This is a genomic window from Blastococcus sp. PRF04-17, assembly GCF_023016265.1.
Lineage (GTDB): Bacteria > Actinomycetota > Actinomycetes > Mycobacteriales > Geodermatophilaceae > Blastococcus_B.
This window is the reverse complement of sequence record NZ_CP095412.1, coordinates 921,191-936,462: the sequence shown is the minus strand read 5'-3', so window position 1 is coordinate 936,462 and position 15,272 is coordinate 921,191. Positions and strand designations below refer to the sequence as shown.

Annotated in this window: 11 protein-coding genes, 3 rRNA genes and 1 pseudogene; 13 read left to right on the top strand and 2 right to left on the bottom strand. The window is 69.6% G+C overall.

What is annotated here, in order from left to right; all coding sequences use genetic code 11:
- Positions 1-3 precede the first annotated feature (3 nt).
- The 9 genes from argH (at position 4) to MVA48_RS04650 (ending at position 11,517) form a co-directional block, all read left to right on the top strand.
- The gene (gene argH / locus MVA48_RS04690) at positions 4-1,440 is read left to right on the top strand and encodes an argininosuccinate lyase (protein ID WP_246986332.1); all 1,437 of its coding nucleotides are present in this window, start codon (positions 4-6) and stop codon (positions 1,438-1,440) included.
- A 2-nt stretch (positions 1,441-1,442) separates the two neighbouring features.
- Positions 1,443-2,087 (top strand): DNA-3-methyladenine glycosylase, encoded by a 645-nt coding sequence (locus MVA48_RS04685; protein WP_246986330.1) that lies wholly within the window; start codon positions 1,443-1,445, stop codon positions 2,085-2,087.
- The gene (gene tyrS / locus MVA48_RS04680) at positions 2,084-3,220 is read left to right on the top strand and encodes a tyrosine--tRNA ligase (protein WP_246986328.1); all 1,137 of its coding nucleotides are present in this window, start codon (positions 2,084-2,086) and stop codon (positions 3,218-3,220) included. The genes MVA48_RS04685 and tyrS overlap by 4 nt, the downstream gene beginning before the upstream one ends.
- On the top strand, positions 3,136-3,360 hold the full coding sequence (locus MVA48_RS23980; RefSeq protein WP_371821194.1) for a hypothetical protein: 225 nt from the start codon (positions 3,136-3,138) through the stop codon (positions 3,358-3,360). The genes tyrS and MVA48_RS23980 overlap by 85 nt, the downstream gene beginning before the upstream one ends.
- Positions 3,361-3,716: 356 nt before the next feature.
- Positions 3,717-5,235: ribosomal RNA gene (locus MVA48_RS04670) — 16S ribosomal RNA — on the top strand.
- Positions 5,236-5,712: 477 nt separating this feature from the next.
- Positions 5,713-8,845, top strand: a 23S ribosomal RNA gene (locus tag MVA48_RS04665).
- A 130-nt stretch (positions 8,846-8,975) separates the two neighbouring features.
- Positions 8,976-9,092, top strand: a 5S ribosomal RNA gene (rrf, locus tag MVA48_RS04660).
- The 16S, 23S and 5S rRNA genes sit together here, the layout of an rRNA operon.
- Positions 9,093-10,133: 1,041 nt before the next feature.
- Positions 10,134-11,060, top strand: a complete 927-nt coding sequence (locus tag MVA48_RS04655) for a hypothetical protein (protein ID WP_246986324.1) — start codon at positions 10,134-10,136, stop codon at positions 11,058-11,060.
- A 97-nt stretch (positions 11,061-11,157) separates the two neighbouring features.
- Positions 11,158-11,517 carry a single-stranded DNA-binding protein gene (locus MVA48_RS04650; protein WP_246986322.1) on the top strand — a complete coding sequence of 120 codons (360 nt, stop codon included), beginning with the start codon at positions 11,158-11,160 and terminating at the stop codon, positions 11,515-11,517.
- Between the two features lie 16 nt (positions 11,518-11,533).
- On the opposite strand, the gene MVA48_RS04645 is transcribed toward MVA48_RS04650, so the two are convergent.
- Entirely contained in the window at positions 11,534-12,835 is a 1,302-nt protein-coding gene (locus MVA48_RS04645) for a DUF1015 domain-containing protein (protein ID WP_246986314.1), read from the bottom strand.
- A gap of 111 nt (positions 12,836-12,946) precedes the next feature.
- Between MVA48_RS04645 and MVA48_RS04640 the strand changes: the two genes are divergently transcribed.
- Both MVA48_RS04640 and MVA48_RS04635 read left to right on the top strand, forming a co-directional pair.
- On the top strand, positions 12,947-13,342 hold the full coding sequence (locus tag MVA48_RS04640; RefSeq protein ID WP_246986312.1) for a tetratricopeptide repeat protein: 396 nt from the start codon (positions 12,947-12,949) through the stop codon (positions 13,340-13,342).
- Positions 13,339-14,427, top strand: a complete 1,089-nt coding sequence (locus MVA48_RS04635; protein ID WP_246986310.1) for an HAD-IIA family hydrolase — start codon at positions 13,339-13,341, stop codon at positions 14,425-14,427. Before MVA48_RS04640 ends, MVA48_RS04635 begins: the two co-directional genes overlap by 4 nt.
- Here MVA48_RS04635 and MVA48_RS04630 read toward each other — a convergent pair.
- Positions 14,424-14,741: an SCP2 sterol-binding domain-containing protein gene (locus MVA48_RS04630; RefSeq protein WP_246986308.1), complete on the bottom strand. Its 318-nt coding sequence runs from the start codon at positions 14,739-14,741 to the stop codon at positions 14,424-14,426. The genes MVA48_RS04635 and MVA48_RS04630 overlap by 4 nt on opposite strands.
- Before the next feature lie 169 nt (positions 14,742-14,910).
- On the opposite strand from MVA48_RS04630, the gene MVA48_RS04625 reads away from it, so the two are divergent.
- Positions 14,911-15,147 carry a hypothetical protein gene (locus MVA48_RS04625; protein WP_246986306.1) on the top strand — a complete coding sequence of 79 codons (237 nt, stop codon included), beginning with the start codon at positions 14,911-14,913 and terminating at the stop codon, positions 15,145-15,147.
- Positions 15,147-15,221: pseudogene (locus tag MVA48_RS23975) on the top strand (hypothetical protein); the annotation flags it as partial. The gene MVA48_RS04625 and the pseudogene MVA48_RS23975, both read left to right, overlap by 1 nt.
- Positions 15,222-15,272: the final 51 nt, after the last annotated feature.

Genomic DNA, 15,272 nt, shown 5'->3' with positions numbered 1-15,272 from the left:
TCCATGACTGGCGCCCCCTCGCAGACCCGGCTCTGGGGCGGCCGATTCGGTGGCGGGCCGTCGCCGGCGATGGCGGCGCTGTCGAAGTCCACGGACGTCGACTGGCGGCTGGCTCCCTATGACCTGGCCTCGTCGCGGGCCCATGCCCGTGTCCTGCACCGTGCGGGGCTGCTGACCGACGACGAGCTCGCCGCGATGGTCGGCGCCCTGACCGAGCTCTCGGCCGAGGTCGTCGCGGGCACCTTCTCCCCGGTCGAGGCCGACGAGGACGTGCACGAGGCGCTCGAGCGCGGCCTGCTGGAGAAGCTCGGCGCGCTCGGCGGCAAGCTGCGCGCCGGCCGCAGCCGCAACGACCAGGTCGCCACCGACCTCCGGCTCTACCTGCGGCACAACGTGCGAGCGCTGGTCGCCGAGCTGTCGTCGCTGGAGTACGCGCTGCTCGGCCTCGCCGAGCGGTACCAGGACGTCGCCGCGCCCGGCATGACCCACCTGCAGCACGCGCAGCCGGTGCTCATCGCCCACCAGCTCCTGGCGCACGCGCACTCGATCGCCCGCGACGTCGACCGGCTCCAGGACTGGGACCGGCGCGCGGCCGTCAGCCCGCTGGGCGCCGGCGCGCTGGCCGGCTCGTCGCTGCGGCTGGACCCCGACGCGGTCGCCGCCGAACTGGGCTTCGACCGCGCCGCCGACAACTCGATCGACGCGGTCAGCGACCGCGACTTCGCCGCGGAGTTCTGCTTCGCCGCGGCGCTGCTCGGCGTCCACCTGTCCCGGCTGGGGGAGGAGGTCGTCCTCTGGACGTCGACGGAGTTCGGCTGGGCCCGCCTCGATGACGCCTGGGCGACCGGGTCGTCGATCATGCCGCAGAAGAAGAACCCCGACATCGCCGAGCTGGCCCGGGGCAAGTCCGGCCGATTCGTGGGCAACCTGACCGGTCTGCTCACGATGCTCAAGGGGCTTCCGCTGGCCTACGACCGGGACCTGCAGGAGGACAAGGAGCCGGTCTTCGACTCGATGGAGCAGCTGATGCTGCTCCTGCCGGCGGTCACCGGCATGGTCGCGACGCTCACCTTGCGCCCGGAGGTCCTGGAGGCCGCGGCGCCGCAGGGCTACGCCCTGGCCACCGACGTCGCCGAGTGGCTGGTGTCGAACGGCGTGCCGTTCCGGTCGGCGCACGAGATCTCCGGGGCCATGGTGTCGTTCTGCGAGGAGGCCGGGCTCGAGCTGGACGAGCTCGCCGACGACCAGCTGGCCGGCATCGACGAGCGGCTCACCCCTGCCGTCCGGTCGGTGCTGTCCGTGCCCGGCGCACTGGCTGCCCGCAAGGCCCGCGGGGGGACGGCGCCCGACCGGGTCGCCGAGCAGCTCTCCGCCCTGAAGCAGCTCGCCACCGCACACGCCGACTGGGCGTCGTCCTCACCCGTGGCGGCCGCCCTCTGACCGTGCAGCCGGGAGAGCTCGTCCGCGGGGAGGAGCTGCTGGGTCCGCCCGCCGTCGTCGCCCCGACGTTGCTGGGCTGCTGGCTGGTCACCGACCGGCCGGAGGGCCGGGTCGCCCTCCGCCTGACCGAGGTGGAGGCGTACTCGGGAAACGGCACGGACCCCGCCGCGCACTCCCATCGAGGCCCCACCCCCCGGGCCGCGATCATGTTCGGCCCGCCCGGCCGCCTGTACGTCTACTTCAGCTACGGCGTGCACTGGTGCGCCAATGTCGTGGTCGGACGGGAAGGCGAGGGTTCGGCGGTGCTCCTCCGGGCCGGTGAGGTGGTCGTGGGAGAGGAACTCGCGCGCTCCCGACGTCCCGCCGCCAGGACCGCCCGCGACCTGGCCGGTGGACCGGCGCGGCTGACCCAGGCGCTGGCGATCGGCCGGGAGGACCTCGACCGGGACCTGCTGTCACCGGAGAGCCCCGTACGCCTGCACCGCGGAGACCTGCCTGCGTCGGTCTCGGCCGGTCCCCGCGTCGGCATCAGCGTGGCGACCGACCTGCCGTGGCGGTTCTGGGAGACAGGTGCTCCCTCGGTGAGCGTGTTCCGGGCGGGTGGGAAGCCCCGCCGCTCGTCCGCCGGGCAGGATGGATCCCCGTGAACGACGTGATCGACGAGCTGCACCGCCGCGGGCTGATCGCCCAGAGCACCGACGAGGCCGCCCTCCGCGCGCACCTGGCCGAAGGCCCGGTCGCGTACTACGCCGGGTTCGACCCGACGGCGCCGAGCCTGCACGTGGGTCACCTGCTGCAGTTCATGGTGCTGCGTGCGCTGCAGCGCGCCGGGCACCAGCCGGTCGTGCTGGTCGGCGGTGCCACGGGCCTGATCGGCGACCCGCGTCCCTCGGCCGAGCGGCAGCTCAACGAGCGGGACACCGTCGCCGAGTGGGTGCGGCGGATCCGTGAGCAGGTGGCGCCGTTCCTCGACGTGCCGGCCGAGGCCGAGGGTCTCAAGGGCCCGATCTACGTCGACAACCTCGAGTGGACCGCGCCGGTGTCGGCGATCGACTTCCTCCGTGACCTCGGCAAGCACTTCCGGGTGAGCCAGATGCTCGCCAAGGAGGCGGTGTCGGCCCGGCTGAACTCCGAAGCCGGCATCAGCTACACCGAGTTCAGCTACCAGATCCTGCAGGCCAACGACTACCGGGAGCTGCACCGGCGGCACGGGGTGACGCTGCAGACCGGCGGCTCGGACCAGTGGGGCAACCTCACCGCCGGCATCGACCTGGTGCGCCGGACGGAGGGGGCGAGGGTGCACGCCCTGTCGACGCCCCTGGTGACCAAGTCCGACGGCACCAAGTTCGGCAAGAGCGAGGGCGGCGCCGTCTGGCTGGACCCGTCGTTGACGTCGCCGTACGCGTTCTTCCAGTTCTGGCTCAACGCCGACGACGCCGACGCCCGAGCATGGCTGCCGCTGTACTCCGAGCGGCGGCCGAGGAGGTGGAGGCTCTCATCGCGGAGAGCAACGAACGGCCCGCCGCGAGGACGGCCCAGCGCGCGCTGGCAGAGGAGCTCACCGTCCTCGTGCACGGCCCGGAGCAGCTGGCGCAGGCCGAGGCGGCCGGGCGCGCGCTCTTCGGCCGGGACGACCTGGCGGCGCTGGGGGAGGAGACGCTCGCCGCCGCGCTGCGGGAGGCGGGCAGCGTCACCGTGGACGGCGAGGTGCCGACCTTCGCCCAGCTGTTCCAGCTCACCGGCCTGGTCGGCAGTCTCTCGGAGGCCAGGCGGACGGTGAAGGAGGGCGGCGCCTACGTCAACAACGAGCGCGTCACCGACGCCGATGCCGTACCGGCTCCGAGGGACTGGCTGGCCGGTGGCTGGCTCGTCCTGCGACGCGGCAAGCGCTCGGTGGCCGGGGTCCAGCGCACCGTCTGACGGCGGTGTCGCGACGGTGACGGAGCCGTTCCGTTCGGGTGTCGGGCGTCACGGCTCCACCCGTTTGACACCGCCCCCGGACCGCCAGTAACTTTCTCTCTGCGCCGCGCGAGACCCCGTCTGGGGCCAGCGGGACGCTCCTGCGGGGGCCGACCGTTGTGCGGTGCCACAACGAGAAGCCGTCTCGAACGAGGGCCGCGAGGCCGGAGTTCCTGCGCGTCCGCTCTTTGAGAACTCAACAGCGTGCCGAAAGTCAGTGCCAAGTAATACCCCGTGTCGGGTTCTTCGGAGCTCGGCTGGGTTCCTTTGGTTGATTGACCCGAGTGTCAGCTCGGGGTCTCAGCCGGTTTCAAACATCTACGGAGAGTTTGATCCTGGCTCAGGACGAACGCTGGCGGCGTGCTTAACACATGCAAGTCGAACGGTGAACCTGCTTCGGTGGGGGATCAGTGGCGAACGGGTGAGTAACACGTGGGCAACCTGCCCCTGGCTCTGGGATAACTCCAAGAAATTGGGGCTAATACCGGATATGACTGCTGACCGCATGGTCTGGTGGTGGAAAGATTTATCGGCTGGGGATGGGCCCGCGGCCTATCAGCTTGTTGGTGGGGTAGTGGCCTACCAAGGCGACGACGGGTAGCCGGCCTGAGAGGGTGACCGGCCACACTGGGACTGAGACACGGCCCAGACTCCTACGGGAGGCAGCAGTGGGGAATATTGCGCAATGGGCGGAAGCCTGACGCAGCGACGCCGCGTGGGGGATGACGGCCTTCGGGTTGTAAACCTCTTTCAGCAGGGACGAAGCGGAAGTGACGGTACCTGCAGAAGAAGCACCGGCCAACTACGTGCCAGCAGCCGCGGTAATACGTAGGGTGCAAGCGTTGTCCGGAATTATTGGGCGTAAAGAGCTCGTAGGCGGTTTGTTGCGTCGGCTGTGAAATCCCGAGGCTCAACCTCGGGTCTGCAGTCGATACGAGCAAACTGGAGTGTTGCAGGGGAGACTGGAATTCCTGGTGTAGCGGTGAAATGCGCAGATATCAGGAGGAACACCGGTGGCGAAGGCGGGTCTCTGGGCAACAACTGACGCTGAGGAGCGAAAGCGTGGGGAGCGAACAGGATTAGATACCCTGGTAGTCCACGCCGTAAACGTTGGGCGCTAGGTGTGGGGCTCATTCCACGAGTTCCGTGCCGCAGCTAACGCATTAAGCGCCCCGCCTGGGGAGTACGGCCGCAAGGCTAAAACTCAAAGGAATTGACGGGGGCCCGCACAAGCGGCGGAGCATGTTGCTTAATTCGATGCAACGCGAAGAACCTTACCTAGGCTTGACATGCACGGAAATCTCCCAGAGATGGGGGGTCCGTAAGGGCCGTGCACAGGTGGTGCATGGTTGTCGTCAGCTCGTGTCGTGAGATGTTGGGTTAAGTCCCGCAACGAGCGCAACCCTCGTCCTATGTTGCCAGCACGTGATGGTGGGGACTCATAGGAGACTGCCGGGGTCAACTCGGAGGAAGGTGGGGATGACGTCAAATCATCATGCCCCTTATGTCTAGGGCTGCAAACATGCTACAATGGCCGGTACAAAGGGCTGCGATACCGTGAGGTGGAGCGAATCCCAAAAAGCCGGTCTCAGTTCGGATTGGGGTCTGCAACTCGACCCCATGAAGTTGGAGTCGCTAGTAATCGCAGATCAGCAACGCTGCGGTGAATACGTTCCCGGGCCTTGTACACACCGCCCGTCACGTCACGAAAGTCGGTAACGCCCGAAGCCGGTGGCCCAACCCTTGTGGAGGGAGCCGTCGAAGGCGGGATCGGCGATTGGGACGAAGTCGTAACAAGGTAGCCGTACCGGAAGGTGCGGCTGGATCACCTCCTTTCTAAGGAGCACTGGCCGCGCCCCGTGTGGGGTGTGGTCCAGAGCTGTGCTCGGGCCGTGACGGTCGCCCACTTCCGGGTGGCTGCTGGTGCCTGGTGACAGTGCTCGAGGGTGGAACGCTGACCAGTTCGGCCGGTGCCTGTCGGTCGCCGCTAGTACGGCTCATCCCTTTGGGGGTGGGTGTGGAAGGTGGTGGCGGGTGGGTGGCTGGTCGTAGGCGCGCTGTTGGGTCCTGAGGGAGCGGGCCATCTCCTGCGGGGGGTGTGGTCGTTGTCTTGGAGGTCAGGGCCTTCTGGTTCTCATACCGTCGTGTCTCCTGTGGGGGTCGCGGGTCTGGTGGGGGCGTGTGGGGGGTGTCTGGTTGGTCGTTGAGAACTGCACAGTGGACGCGAGCATCTTTTTGACTCTGGTTAGCAGAGTTCTTGTAGGCCCGCACGATCGTCTCTCTTCCGGGGGTGGTTGTGCGGTGTTTTTGTGTGGCCAAGTTGTTAAGGGCGCACGGTGGATGCCTTGGCACCAGGAGCCGATGAAGGACGTAGGAGGCTGCGATAAGCCTCGGGGAGCTGTCAACCGAGCGTTGATCCGAGGATTTCCGAATGGGGGAACCCCGCACCAGTCATGTGGTGTGACCCGCGCTTGAACACATAGGGCGTGTGGAGGGAACGTGGGGAAGTGAAACATCTCAGTACCCACAGGAAGAGAAAACAACAGTGATTCCGTGAGTAGTGGCGAGCGAAAGCGGAGGTAGGCTAAACCGTTTGCATGTGATACCCGGCAGGGGTTGTGCAGGCGGGGTCGTGGGACCGTTCAGTTCCTTCTGCCGGAGGGACGGGGAGTGAGAAAGTGCATGTGTTAGTGGAAGGCCTCTGGAAGGGGTCGCCGTAGAGGGTGAGAGCCCCGTACACGAAAACTGTGCACCTCCCGAGCGTGTTCCCAAGTAGCACCGAGCCCGTGGAATTCGGTGTGAATCTGGCGGGACCACCCGCTAAGCCTGAATACTCCCTGGTGACCGATAGCGGACAAGTACCGTGAGGGAAAGGTGAAAAGTACCCCGGGAGGGGAGTGAAATAGTACCTGAAACCGTGTGCCTACAAGCCGTGAGAGCTCTTCGTCGTTTCGGCGGCGGGGGTGATTGCGTGCCTTTTGAAGAATGAGCCTGCGAGTTAGTGGTACGTGGCGAGGTTAACCCGTGGGGGGTAGCCGTAGCGAAAGCGAGTCCGAACAGGGCGATCTGAGTCGCGTGTCCTAGACCCGAAGCCGAGTGATCTACCCATGGCCAGGTTGAAGCGCGGGTAAGACCGCGTGGAGGACCGAACCCACCAGGGTTGAAAACCTGGGGGATGAGCTGTGGGTAGGGGTGAAAGGCCAATCAAACTCGGTGATAGCTGGTTCTCCCCGAAATGCATTTAGGTGCAGCGTCACGTGTTTCTTGCCGGAGGTAGAGCACTGGATGGCCGATGGGCCCCACAAGGTTACTGACGTCAACCAAACTCCGAATGCCGGTAAGTGAGAGCGTGGCAGTGAGACTGCGGGCGATAAGGTTCGTAGTCGAGAGGGAAACAGCCCAGATCATCGGCTAAGGCCCCTAAGCGTGTGCTAAGTGGAAAAGGATGTGGGATCGCAGAGACAACCAGGAGGTTGGCTTAGAAGCAGCCACCCTTGAAAGAGTGCGTAATAGCTCACTGGTCAAGTGGTTCCGCGCCGACAATGTAGCGGGGCTCAAGCACACCGCCGAAGCCGTGGCATTCACACAGACAACCCGCCGCCGGCCTTGGGTCGGCGGCCAGGTGTGTGGATGGGTAGGGGAGCGTCGTGCGGCCGTGGAAGCCACCGGGTGACCGAGTGGTGGAGGCCGCACGAGTGAGAATGCAGGCATGAGTAGCGAGAGGGGAGTGAGAACCTCCCCCGCCGGAAGACCAAGGGTTCCTGGGCCAGGCTAATCCGCCCAGGGTGAGTCGGGACCTAAGGCGAGGCCGACAGGCGTAGTCGATGGACAACGGGTTGATATTCCCGTACCCGCGAAGGAACGCCCATGCTGAACCCAGCGATGCTAACCGCCCGAACACCCGTGCGGCTCTTTCGAGGGTCGTCGCGGGGACTAGCGCGGGACCCGGACTGGTAGTAGGCAAGCGATGGGGTGACGCAGGAAGGTAGTCCTACCGGTGAGTGGTAGTACCGGTGCAAGGGTGTGGCCCGCGGAGCAGGCAAATCCGTTCCGCACACAGGGTGAGGCCTGACGCATAGCCGAATGAGGCGAATGGGATGATCCTATGCTGCCGAGAAAAGCCTCTAGCGAGTTCCGAGCGGCCCGTACCCCAAACCAACTCAGGTGGTCAGGTAGAGAATACCGAGGCGATCGAGCGAACTGTGGTTAAGGAACTCGGCAAAATGCCCCCGTAACTTCGGGAGAAGGGGGGCCGGAGACCGTCAACACCCTCGCGGTGGGCAGCGGTAGCCGGCCGCAGAGACCAGTGAGAAGCGACTGTTTACTAAAAACACAGGTCCGTGCGAAGTCGTAAGACGATGTATACGGACTGACGCCTGCCCGGTGCTGGAACGTTAAGGGGACGGGTCAGCCGCAAGGCGAAGCTCAGAACTCAAGCGCCAGTAAACGGCGGTGGTAACTATAACCATCCTAAGGTAGCGAAATTCCTTGTCGGGTAAGTTCCGACCTGCACGAATGGCGTAACGACTTCTCAGCTGTCTCAACCACAGGCTCGGCGAAATTGCACTACGAGTAAAGATGCTCGTTACGCGCGGCAGGACGGAAAGACCCCGGGACCTTTACTATAGCTTGATATTGGTGTTCGGTTCGGCTTGTGTAGGATAGGTGGGAGACTGTGAAGCGGGCACGCCAGTGTCCGTGGAGTCGCCGTTGAAATACCACTCTGGTCGAATTGGATGTCTAACCTCGGTCCGTGATCCGGATCAGGAACAGTGTCAGGTGGGTAGTTTAACTGGGGCGGTTGCCTCCCAAAATGTAACGGAGGCGCCCAAAGGTTCCCTCAGCCTGGTTGGCAATCAGGTGTCGAGTGCAAGTGCACAAGGGAGCTTGACTGTGAGACCGACGGGTCGAGCAGGAGCGAAAGCTGGGACTAGTGACCCGGCACCGGCATGTGGAAGCGGTGTCGCTCAACGGATAAAAGGTACCCCGGGGATAACAGGCTGATCTTCCCCAAGAGTCCATATCGACGGGATGGTTTGGCACCTCGATGTCGGCTCGTCGCATCCTGGGGCTGGAGTAGGTCCCAAGGGTTGGGCTGTTCGCCCATTAAAGCGGTACGCGAGCTGGGTTTAGAACGTCGTGAGACAGTTCGGTCCCTATCCGCCGTGCGCGTAAGAGACTTGAGAAGAGCTGTCCCTAGTACGAGAGGACCGGGACGGACGAACCTCTGGTGTGCCAGTTGTACCGCCAGGTGCACTGCTGGTTGGCTACGTTCGGCAGGGATAACCGCTGAAAGCATCTAAGCGGGAAGCTCGCTTCAAGATGAGGTCTCTCACCGGGACAACCGGGTAAGGCCCCCGCCCAGACCAGCGGGTTGATAGGCCGGAAGTGGAAGCACCGCAAGGTGTGCAGCTGACCGGTACTAACAGGCCGAGGACTTGACCACACACCCCACCCCGGTGGGGCAAGAACACCTAGTCAAGTCACAACAAGAAGAAAGTCGCGTCCACTGTGCGGTTCTGAACCACCAACCATCCCGGTTCCCCACCGGAGGTGTGAGGACATGTTCACAGCGTTACGGCGGCCATGGCGAGAGGGAAACGCCCGGCAACATTCCGAACCCGGAAGCTAAGCCTCTCAGCGCCGATGGTACTGCCCCGGAGACGGGGTGGGAGAGTAGGACGCCGCCGGACAACCATTCCGAACGGGGGTCAGAGCCACGCGCTCTGGCCCCCGTTCGATGTGTTTGTCCGGTCGAACCATCCACGGCGACTGCGCCGTGCGTGCCGTCAATCGAAGAGGGAATTCACGAGATGACCAGTCCGCGACGTGGCTCCGGCGGCCCCCGTGGCGGCGGGCACGGTTCGGGGGCCGGCCGAGGGGCGGGCAACCCCCGAGGGGCCGGCAACGCCCGCGGCACCGGGTCGGGGTCGGGGGCGCCGCGCGGCGGTGCTGCCGGGCGCGGAGGCTCTGAAGCAGGAGGCGCTCGTCGGGGGCGCCCGCAGGGACAGGGCGACGCATCCCGCGGCGGCCGGACCTCCGGCCGTGACGAAACAGGCTCGTGGCAGGAGCGCCGACCGCGCCCGCAAGGAGACCGCCCGCATCGCTCGGCCGGGGAGCAGGCCGGTGGCGCCTGGCAGGAGCGGCGTACGCAGGGTGACCGGCCCACGGGCGATCGGCCGCAGTGGCAGGAGCGGCGTCCGCCGGGTGACCGGCCGCAGCGTTCGGGCGGGCAGCGGGGCGGTGGCGCCTGGCAGGAGCGGCGTCCGCAGGGTGATCGGCCCACGGGCGATCGGCCGCAGTGGCAGGAGCGGCGTCCGCCGGGTGACCGGACGCAGCGTTCGGGCGGGCAGCGGGGCGGTGGCGCCTGGCAGGAGCGGCGTCCGCAGGGTGATCGGCCCACGGGCGATCGGCCGCAGTGGCAGGAGCGGCGTCCGCCGGGTGACCGGACGCAGCGTTCGGGCGGGCAGCGGGGCGGTGGCGCCTGGCAGGAGCGGCGTCCGCAGGGTGATCGGCCCACAGGTGATCGGCCCACCGGCGACCGGCCGCAGTGGCAGGAGCGGCGTCCGCCGGGTGACCGGCCCACAGGTGATCGGCCCACCGGCGATCGGCCGCAGTGGCAGGACCGGCGTCCCCAGGGCGACCGGGGAGGCTGGCAGGGCCGTCGGCCTGCCGGTGACCGCCGCGACGCCGGGCCCCGTCCTGCCCCCGCTCGCGAGGAGCGTCGGCCGCCGTTGCCGCGAGGACCGGAGATCCCCGAGGGTGTCGATCCGCGCGACCTCGACCCCGCGGTCCGCGGTGCCCTGCGCGGGCTCGACCCACGGAACGCCCAGACGGTCGCGGCGCACCTCGTCGCTGCCGGAACGCTGCTGGACGACGACCCTGCCGAGGCGCTCGCCCACGCGCGGGCCGCTCGTGACCGGGCATCCCGGATCGCCGCCGTCCGGGAGGCCGTCGGCGTCGCGGCGTACCACGCGGGCGACTACGCCGAGGCCGCCCGCGAGATCCGGGCCTACCGGCGGATGAGCGGCGACCAGGGCTATCGCGCCGTCCTCGCCGACTGCGAACGCGCGCTGGGCCGCCCCGACGTGGCGCTGCGGCTCGTCGCCGAGGCACTCGCCGGCGACGTCGATGCGGACGAGCGGGCCGAACTCCGCCTCGTGGAGGCCGGCGCGCGGATGGACCTCGGCGAGACGGCAGCCGCTCGCCTGGTCCTCGAGGCCGAGCTCGGGGGGCGCCCGGACCCGTCCCAGCTCCGGGACCAGGACCAGGGCCGGCTCCGAGTCGCCTCGGCGTACGCCGGCCTACTGCGCTCCCAGGGCGAGGAGGACCGCGCCGACGAATGGCTCGGGGCCATCGCCGCCGCCGACCCTGACGCCGCGCTCGGCGCCGTCGACGACCTCGGCGTCGAGTTCCTCGAGGTCGAGCTCGAGGACGAGGACGCCGGGTTCGAGGACGCCGGGCTGGAGGACGTCGGCTTGGAGGACGTCGGGTTCGAGGACGTCGAGGCCGAGGCCGGCGACGAGCCGCCCGCACCTCCGGCGGAGAACCGGGCTGCCCGGGTCCCGCGGATGACCTTCGACGAGGAGGTCGAGGCAGAGGTGGCCGAACTGCTCGGCGAGACCGACGACGACGCTGACGGGGCGACCCCGCAGGCCTGACCGCACCGCCCGGTGTTGGTTGTGCACACCCAGCATCACTGTCCACAGATGCCCCCGGCCCATGGTCCGGGTCCGGCCGGCAACCCAGGCTCACTGCATGAGCGTGGCTGTGATCGACCGGAACGACGTGGTCCTACGAGGAAGGGTGTCCGCGCCGGCGGAGCTCCGGACGCTGCCCAGCGGGGACACCCTGCTCACCTTCCGGCTGGTCGTGCGGCGGCCCGAGCCGCGGGCGCGAGGCCAGTCGGTCGACGTGTTGACCTGCATCACCTACGACCGCTCGCTGCAGCGTCGTGCCGCCCTGTGGCAGCCCGGCGACGTGGTCGAGGTCGAGGGTGCCCTGCAGCGCAGGTTCTGGCGGACGGGCAGCGGGACGGCCTCGGTGTGCGAGGTGAACTGCCGCCGGGGCCGCAAGGTGCCGCGGGCCGGCGCCACGACCACCGATCTCACGGCCTGAGCCGGTCCCCGTGAGGTCAGCCGTCCAGTGGCCGGAGGACCAGGCCGGTCCTCGGCTTGGGGAGGAACAGCGTCGACTTCCGCGGCATGCGAGCCCCGGCGCGGGCGACCGCCGCGACGTCGGCAGGGGACGGCGCCCGGAGCAGGAGCGCCACGCCGTTCCGCTCGACCGCCGTTTCGAGGGCCTCGCCGACGCTGTGCGCGATGAGCACGGACTCCGGGTCGTCGCGTCGTCCCCAGCAGGCGGCCAGCAAGCCGTGATGGGCGAGGACGACGTCCAGGCGCCGCCACGCGTCCGGCGCCTCCGGCGGCACGGCCGACCGCACGACCTCCGACGGCTGGTCCAGCTGCACCACCCGTCGACCGTCGGTGACGAGGAAGCCGGTGGTGTGCGCGTCGGCCAGCCAGCGATCCGCCGCGTCGCGCACGCCGTCCGCTCGGGCCGGTGGGGGCAGTTCGGTGACCCGGAAGTGGGCCCCGGCGCCGTTGATCGCCGCGTCGAGGGAGAGCTCCGGCACGACGCGGTGGATCGGGTCGACACGAAGCCCACCGGGGCCCATCGGCGTGACCAGCGCGAGGACGGCGTCGCTGCCGGCGACTCCCGTCCGGGTCAGCGCGTGGGCCCGAGCCGCGGCGAAGCGGTGGTGCCCGTCGGCGATGACGGCCGCCGTGCGGCGCAGCGCGCCCTCGACCCTGCCGAGGAGGGCCGGGTCGGTCACCCGCCAGAGCCGGTGGTCGACGCCGTCCCCGTCGTGCAGCACGAGCGTCGGCACTCCCGACCGGGCCAGGTCGGTGACCTCCGTGACCGCGGGCTCCAGGTCGTGCGCGAGGACGATCGGCTCGAGGTCGGTCCGGGTCGCCGCGAGGAGTGCGCGACGTCCTTCGACGGCGACCGCGTACGTGTCCTCGTGGGGCAGCACGGCCGTCGAACCCGGTGCCGGCAGCGCGACCGCGCCGAGCCAGCCGACGGTCGCGGGTGCCCCCTCCGGCGGGCGGAGCTCGTACACCCAAAGGGCGCGGGAGTCGTCGAGTTCCAGAACGCCCTCGCTGATCCAGCGGTGCAGCGTGTCGGCGGCCTGCTCCGCAGGGTCCTCGCTCAGGGCCGACCGGTCGACGAGGGGCAGGATGAGGCGGACGATGTTGTACGGGTCCGCGTCGGCCAGGCGCGCACGCCCTGCAGGGGTCACGAGGTCGTAGGCTGGCGAACTCACCCGGGCGAGGTGCTCGGGGTCGCGCCGTCGGTAGGTCAGCGCCCGGAACGGCCGGACCTCGAGTCCCGCCGTCGGAGCCGGCGTCCGGGAGCCCGACGACGTGATCACGACGACGATCGTAGAAGCGTCCGGTTGCGGCGCGGCGCCGCGTCCGTCGCCTCCGACGCCCGCCGTCGCAGCCACGGCGAGCCCAGCCCGCCACCGGAGAAGGGGGAGCGAGTGCCGGAGGACAGTTCCCCCGAGGGCGGCGTCTACGAGTGGTACCGGCGTGGTGTGGAGCTCCTGGGAGAAGGACACCCCGCGGCGGCCGCGACGCTCCTGGCGAGGGCGGCTGCGGCCGAGCCGGGTTCACGCAGCATCCTCGAGGCGCTGGGGCGGGCCCAGTACGACGCCGGTCGCTATCCGGAGGCGATGGCCGCGTTCACCACCCTGACGGCGGTCAACCCGACCGACGACTACGCCCACTTCGGCCTCGGTCTGGCGGCGAGCAAGGCCGGCGAGCTGCGGGTGGCGGCGGAGCACCTGGCGCTCGCCGTGGCCATGCGCCCCGATCTCGGGCACTACGCCCGCGCGTTGCGCGGGGTTCGCGCCCGACAGGCCGCGGACTCGGCATGACCTCGCCGAGCCTGGCCACGGGCAGCCCCGACGCGCCGAGTGCGGTCTACGACGTCGCGCTCCTCGATCTCGACGGCGTGGTCTACGTGGGCCCGCACGCGGTGCCCGGCGTACCGGACGTGCTCGTCTCCGCCAGCGCGGCCGGCATGCGGCTGGGCTTCGTCACCAACAATGCCGCCCGGACCCCGGATCAGGTGGCCGCGCACCTCGCCGAGCTGGGGGTACCGGCAGAGCCCGCCGACGTCATCACCAGCTCGCAGGCTGCCGCGTCCGTCGTCGCGCAGCTGCTCGGCCCCGCCGCCAAGGTCCTCGCCGTCGGCGGGCCGGGCGTCGCCGCCGCCCTCCGGGAGGCCGGTCTCGCCGTCGTCGAGCGGGCGGAGGACGACCCGGTGGCGGTCGTGCAGGGCTACGGCCCGCAGGTCGGCTGGGTGCAGCTGTCCGAGGCGGTGGTCGCCGTCCGCAACGGCGCCCGGCACGTGGCCACCAACACCGACGCAACGGTCCCGTCGCCGCGAGGGCCCTTGCCGGGCAACGGCGCGATGGTCGGCGTCGTCAGCGCGGTCACCGGCGTCCGGCCGCTCGTCACCGGCAAGCCCGACCCGGCGATGCACGCCGAGTGCGTCCGCCGGACGGCCGCGCGGCGCCCGCTGGTCGTCGGCGACCGGCTCGACACCGACATCGAGGGTGCCCGCCGGGCCGGCGCCGCGAGCCTGCTCGTCTTCACCGGTGTCACCGATCCGGCGACGCTGCTGCGCGCTGCACCCGAGCAGCGGCCCGACCTGCTCGCGCCGGATGCGGCCGGGCTGCTCGTGCCGCATCCGGCGGTGGCTGCAGACGGCGGCGCCTGGCGGTGCGGCAGCTGGACGGTGCGATCCGCGGAGGGCGACGACGTGCTGCTCCTCGCCGCTCCCGGGGACGCGCACGGCGGTGACGGCCTGGATGGGCTCCGCGCGCTGTGCGTGGCCCACTGGTCGCGGCACTCCGACGCCGGCGCGGCCGTCCGGGTCGTGGCGACCGACGACGCGTCCGCCAGAGCTCTGCACCGCTGGGGCCTGGCGCAGCGCGCGACCGCCGGCGGGAGCTAGAGCAGCTTGCGCAGCCGCAGCAGGTCGCGGAGCCCCGCCTCCAGTCGCACCCGGCCGCTCGCCCACGCCGGCCCGAACTGCAGCCGGCCGTCGGTCAGCGCGACCAGGTCGTCGCTGGCCATCGTCAGCCGGATGTCCGCCTTGGGCACCGACGGTCCGTCCGGGACGACGTGCAGGTCCCGGACGGCCCCCGCGCTGAGCCGGCCCAGCACCACCTGGTCGAGATCGGTCAGCCGGCACGACAGGCTGCGGTCGAGGCCGGCCGCCGCCGGATTCCTCGCGAGATCCCCGAGGATCCCCTCGAGGCTCGTCATGCACTGCTCCATCGTCGCCACCGGGGCGGGCCTCCAAGGACGCGGGCGGGGTGGAACCGGGTGCAGGGACGCTACCGCCCTGCTCGCGGCCCCGTGCCCGTCGTCCCCGGCCGGTAACCTCGCCAGCGAGCCGAACCCGCCCCTGCACGACGTCCGAGAGGCCAGCGCCATGACCGAGCCGAGCGAGCCGCGACCGGCCCCGGGTCCGCCGCGTCCCGGCCCGGCTCCCGCGGCCGCCGACCGCTCCGACGCGCCGGCTCCTCCCGCCGGCGGGGCGGAGGCTGCCGACGAGGCGGGCGCGCCGTTCGCCGACCTGGACCGGCGCCCGGTCGCCGAGCACGTCGCCGAGTTCGAGGCGGAGCACGCACGGCTCGAGCGCGAGCTCGGCACGATCGACAGGCTCTGATGGCCCGCCGCAGCCGGCTCGATGCCGAGCTCGTGCGGCGGGGCCTGGCCCGTTCCCGCGAGCACGCCGTCACCCTCATCGCCGAGGGCCGGGTGGCCGTGGCCGGCCAGGCCGCGACGAAGCCG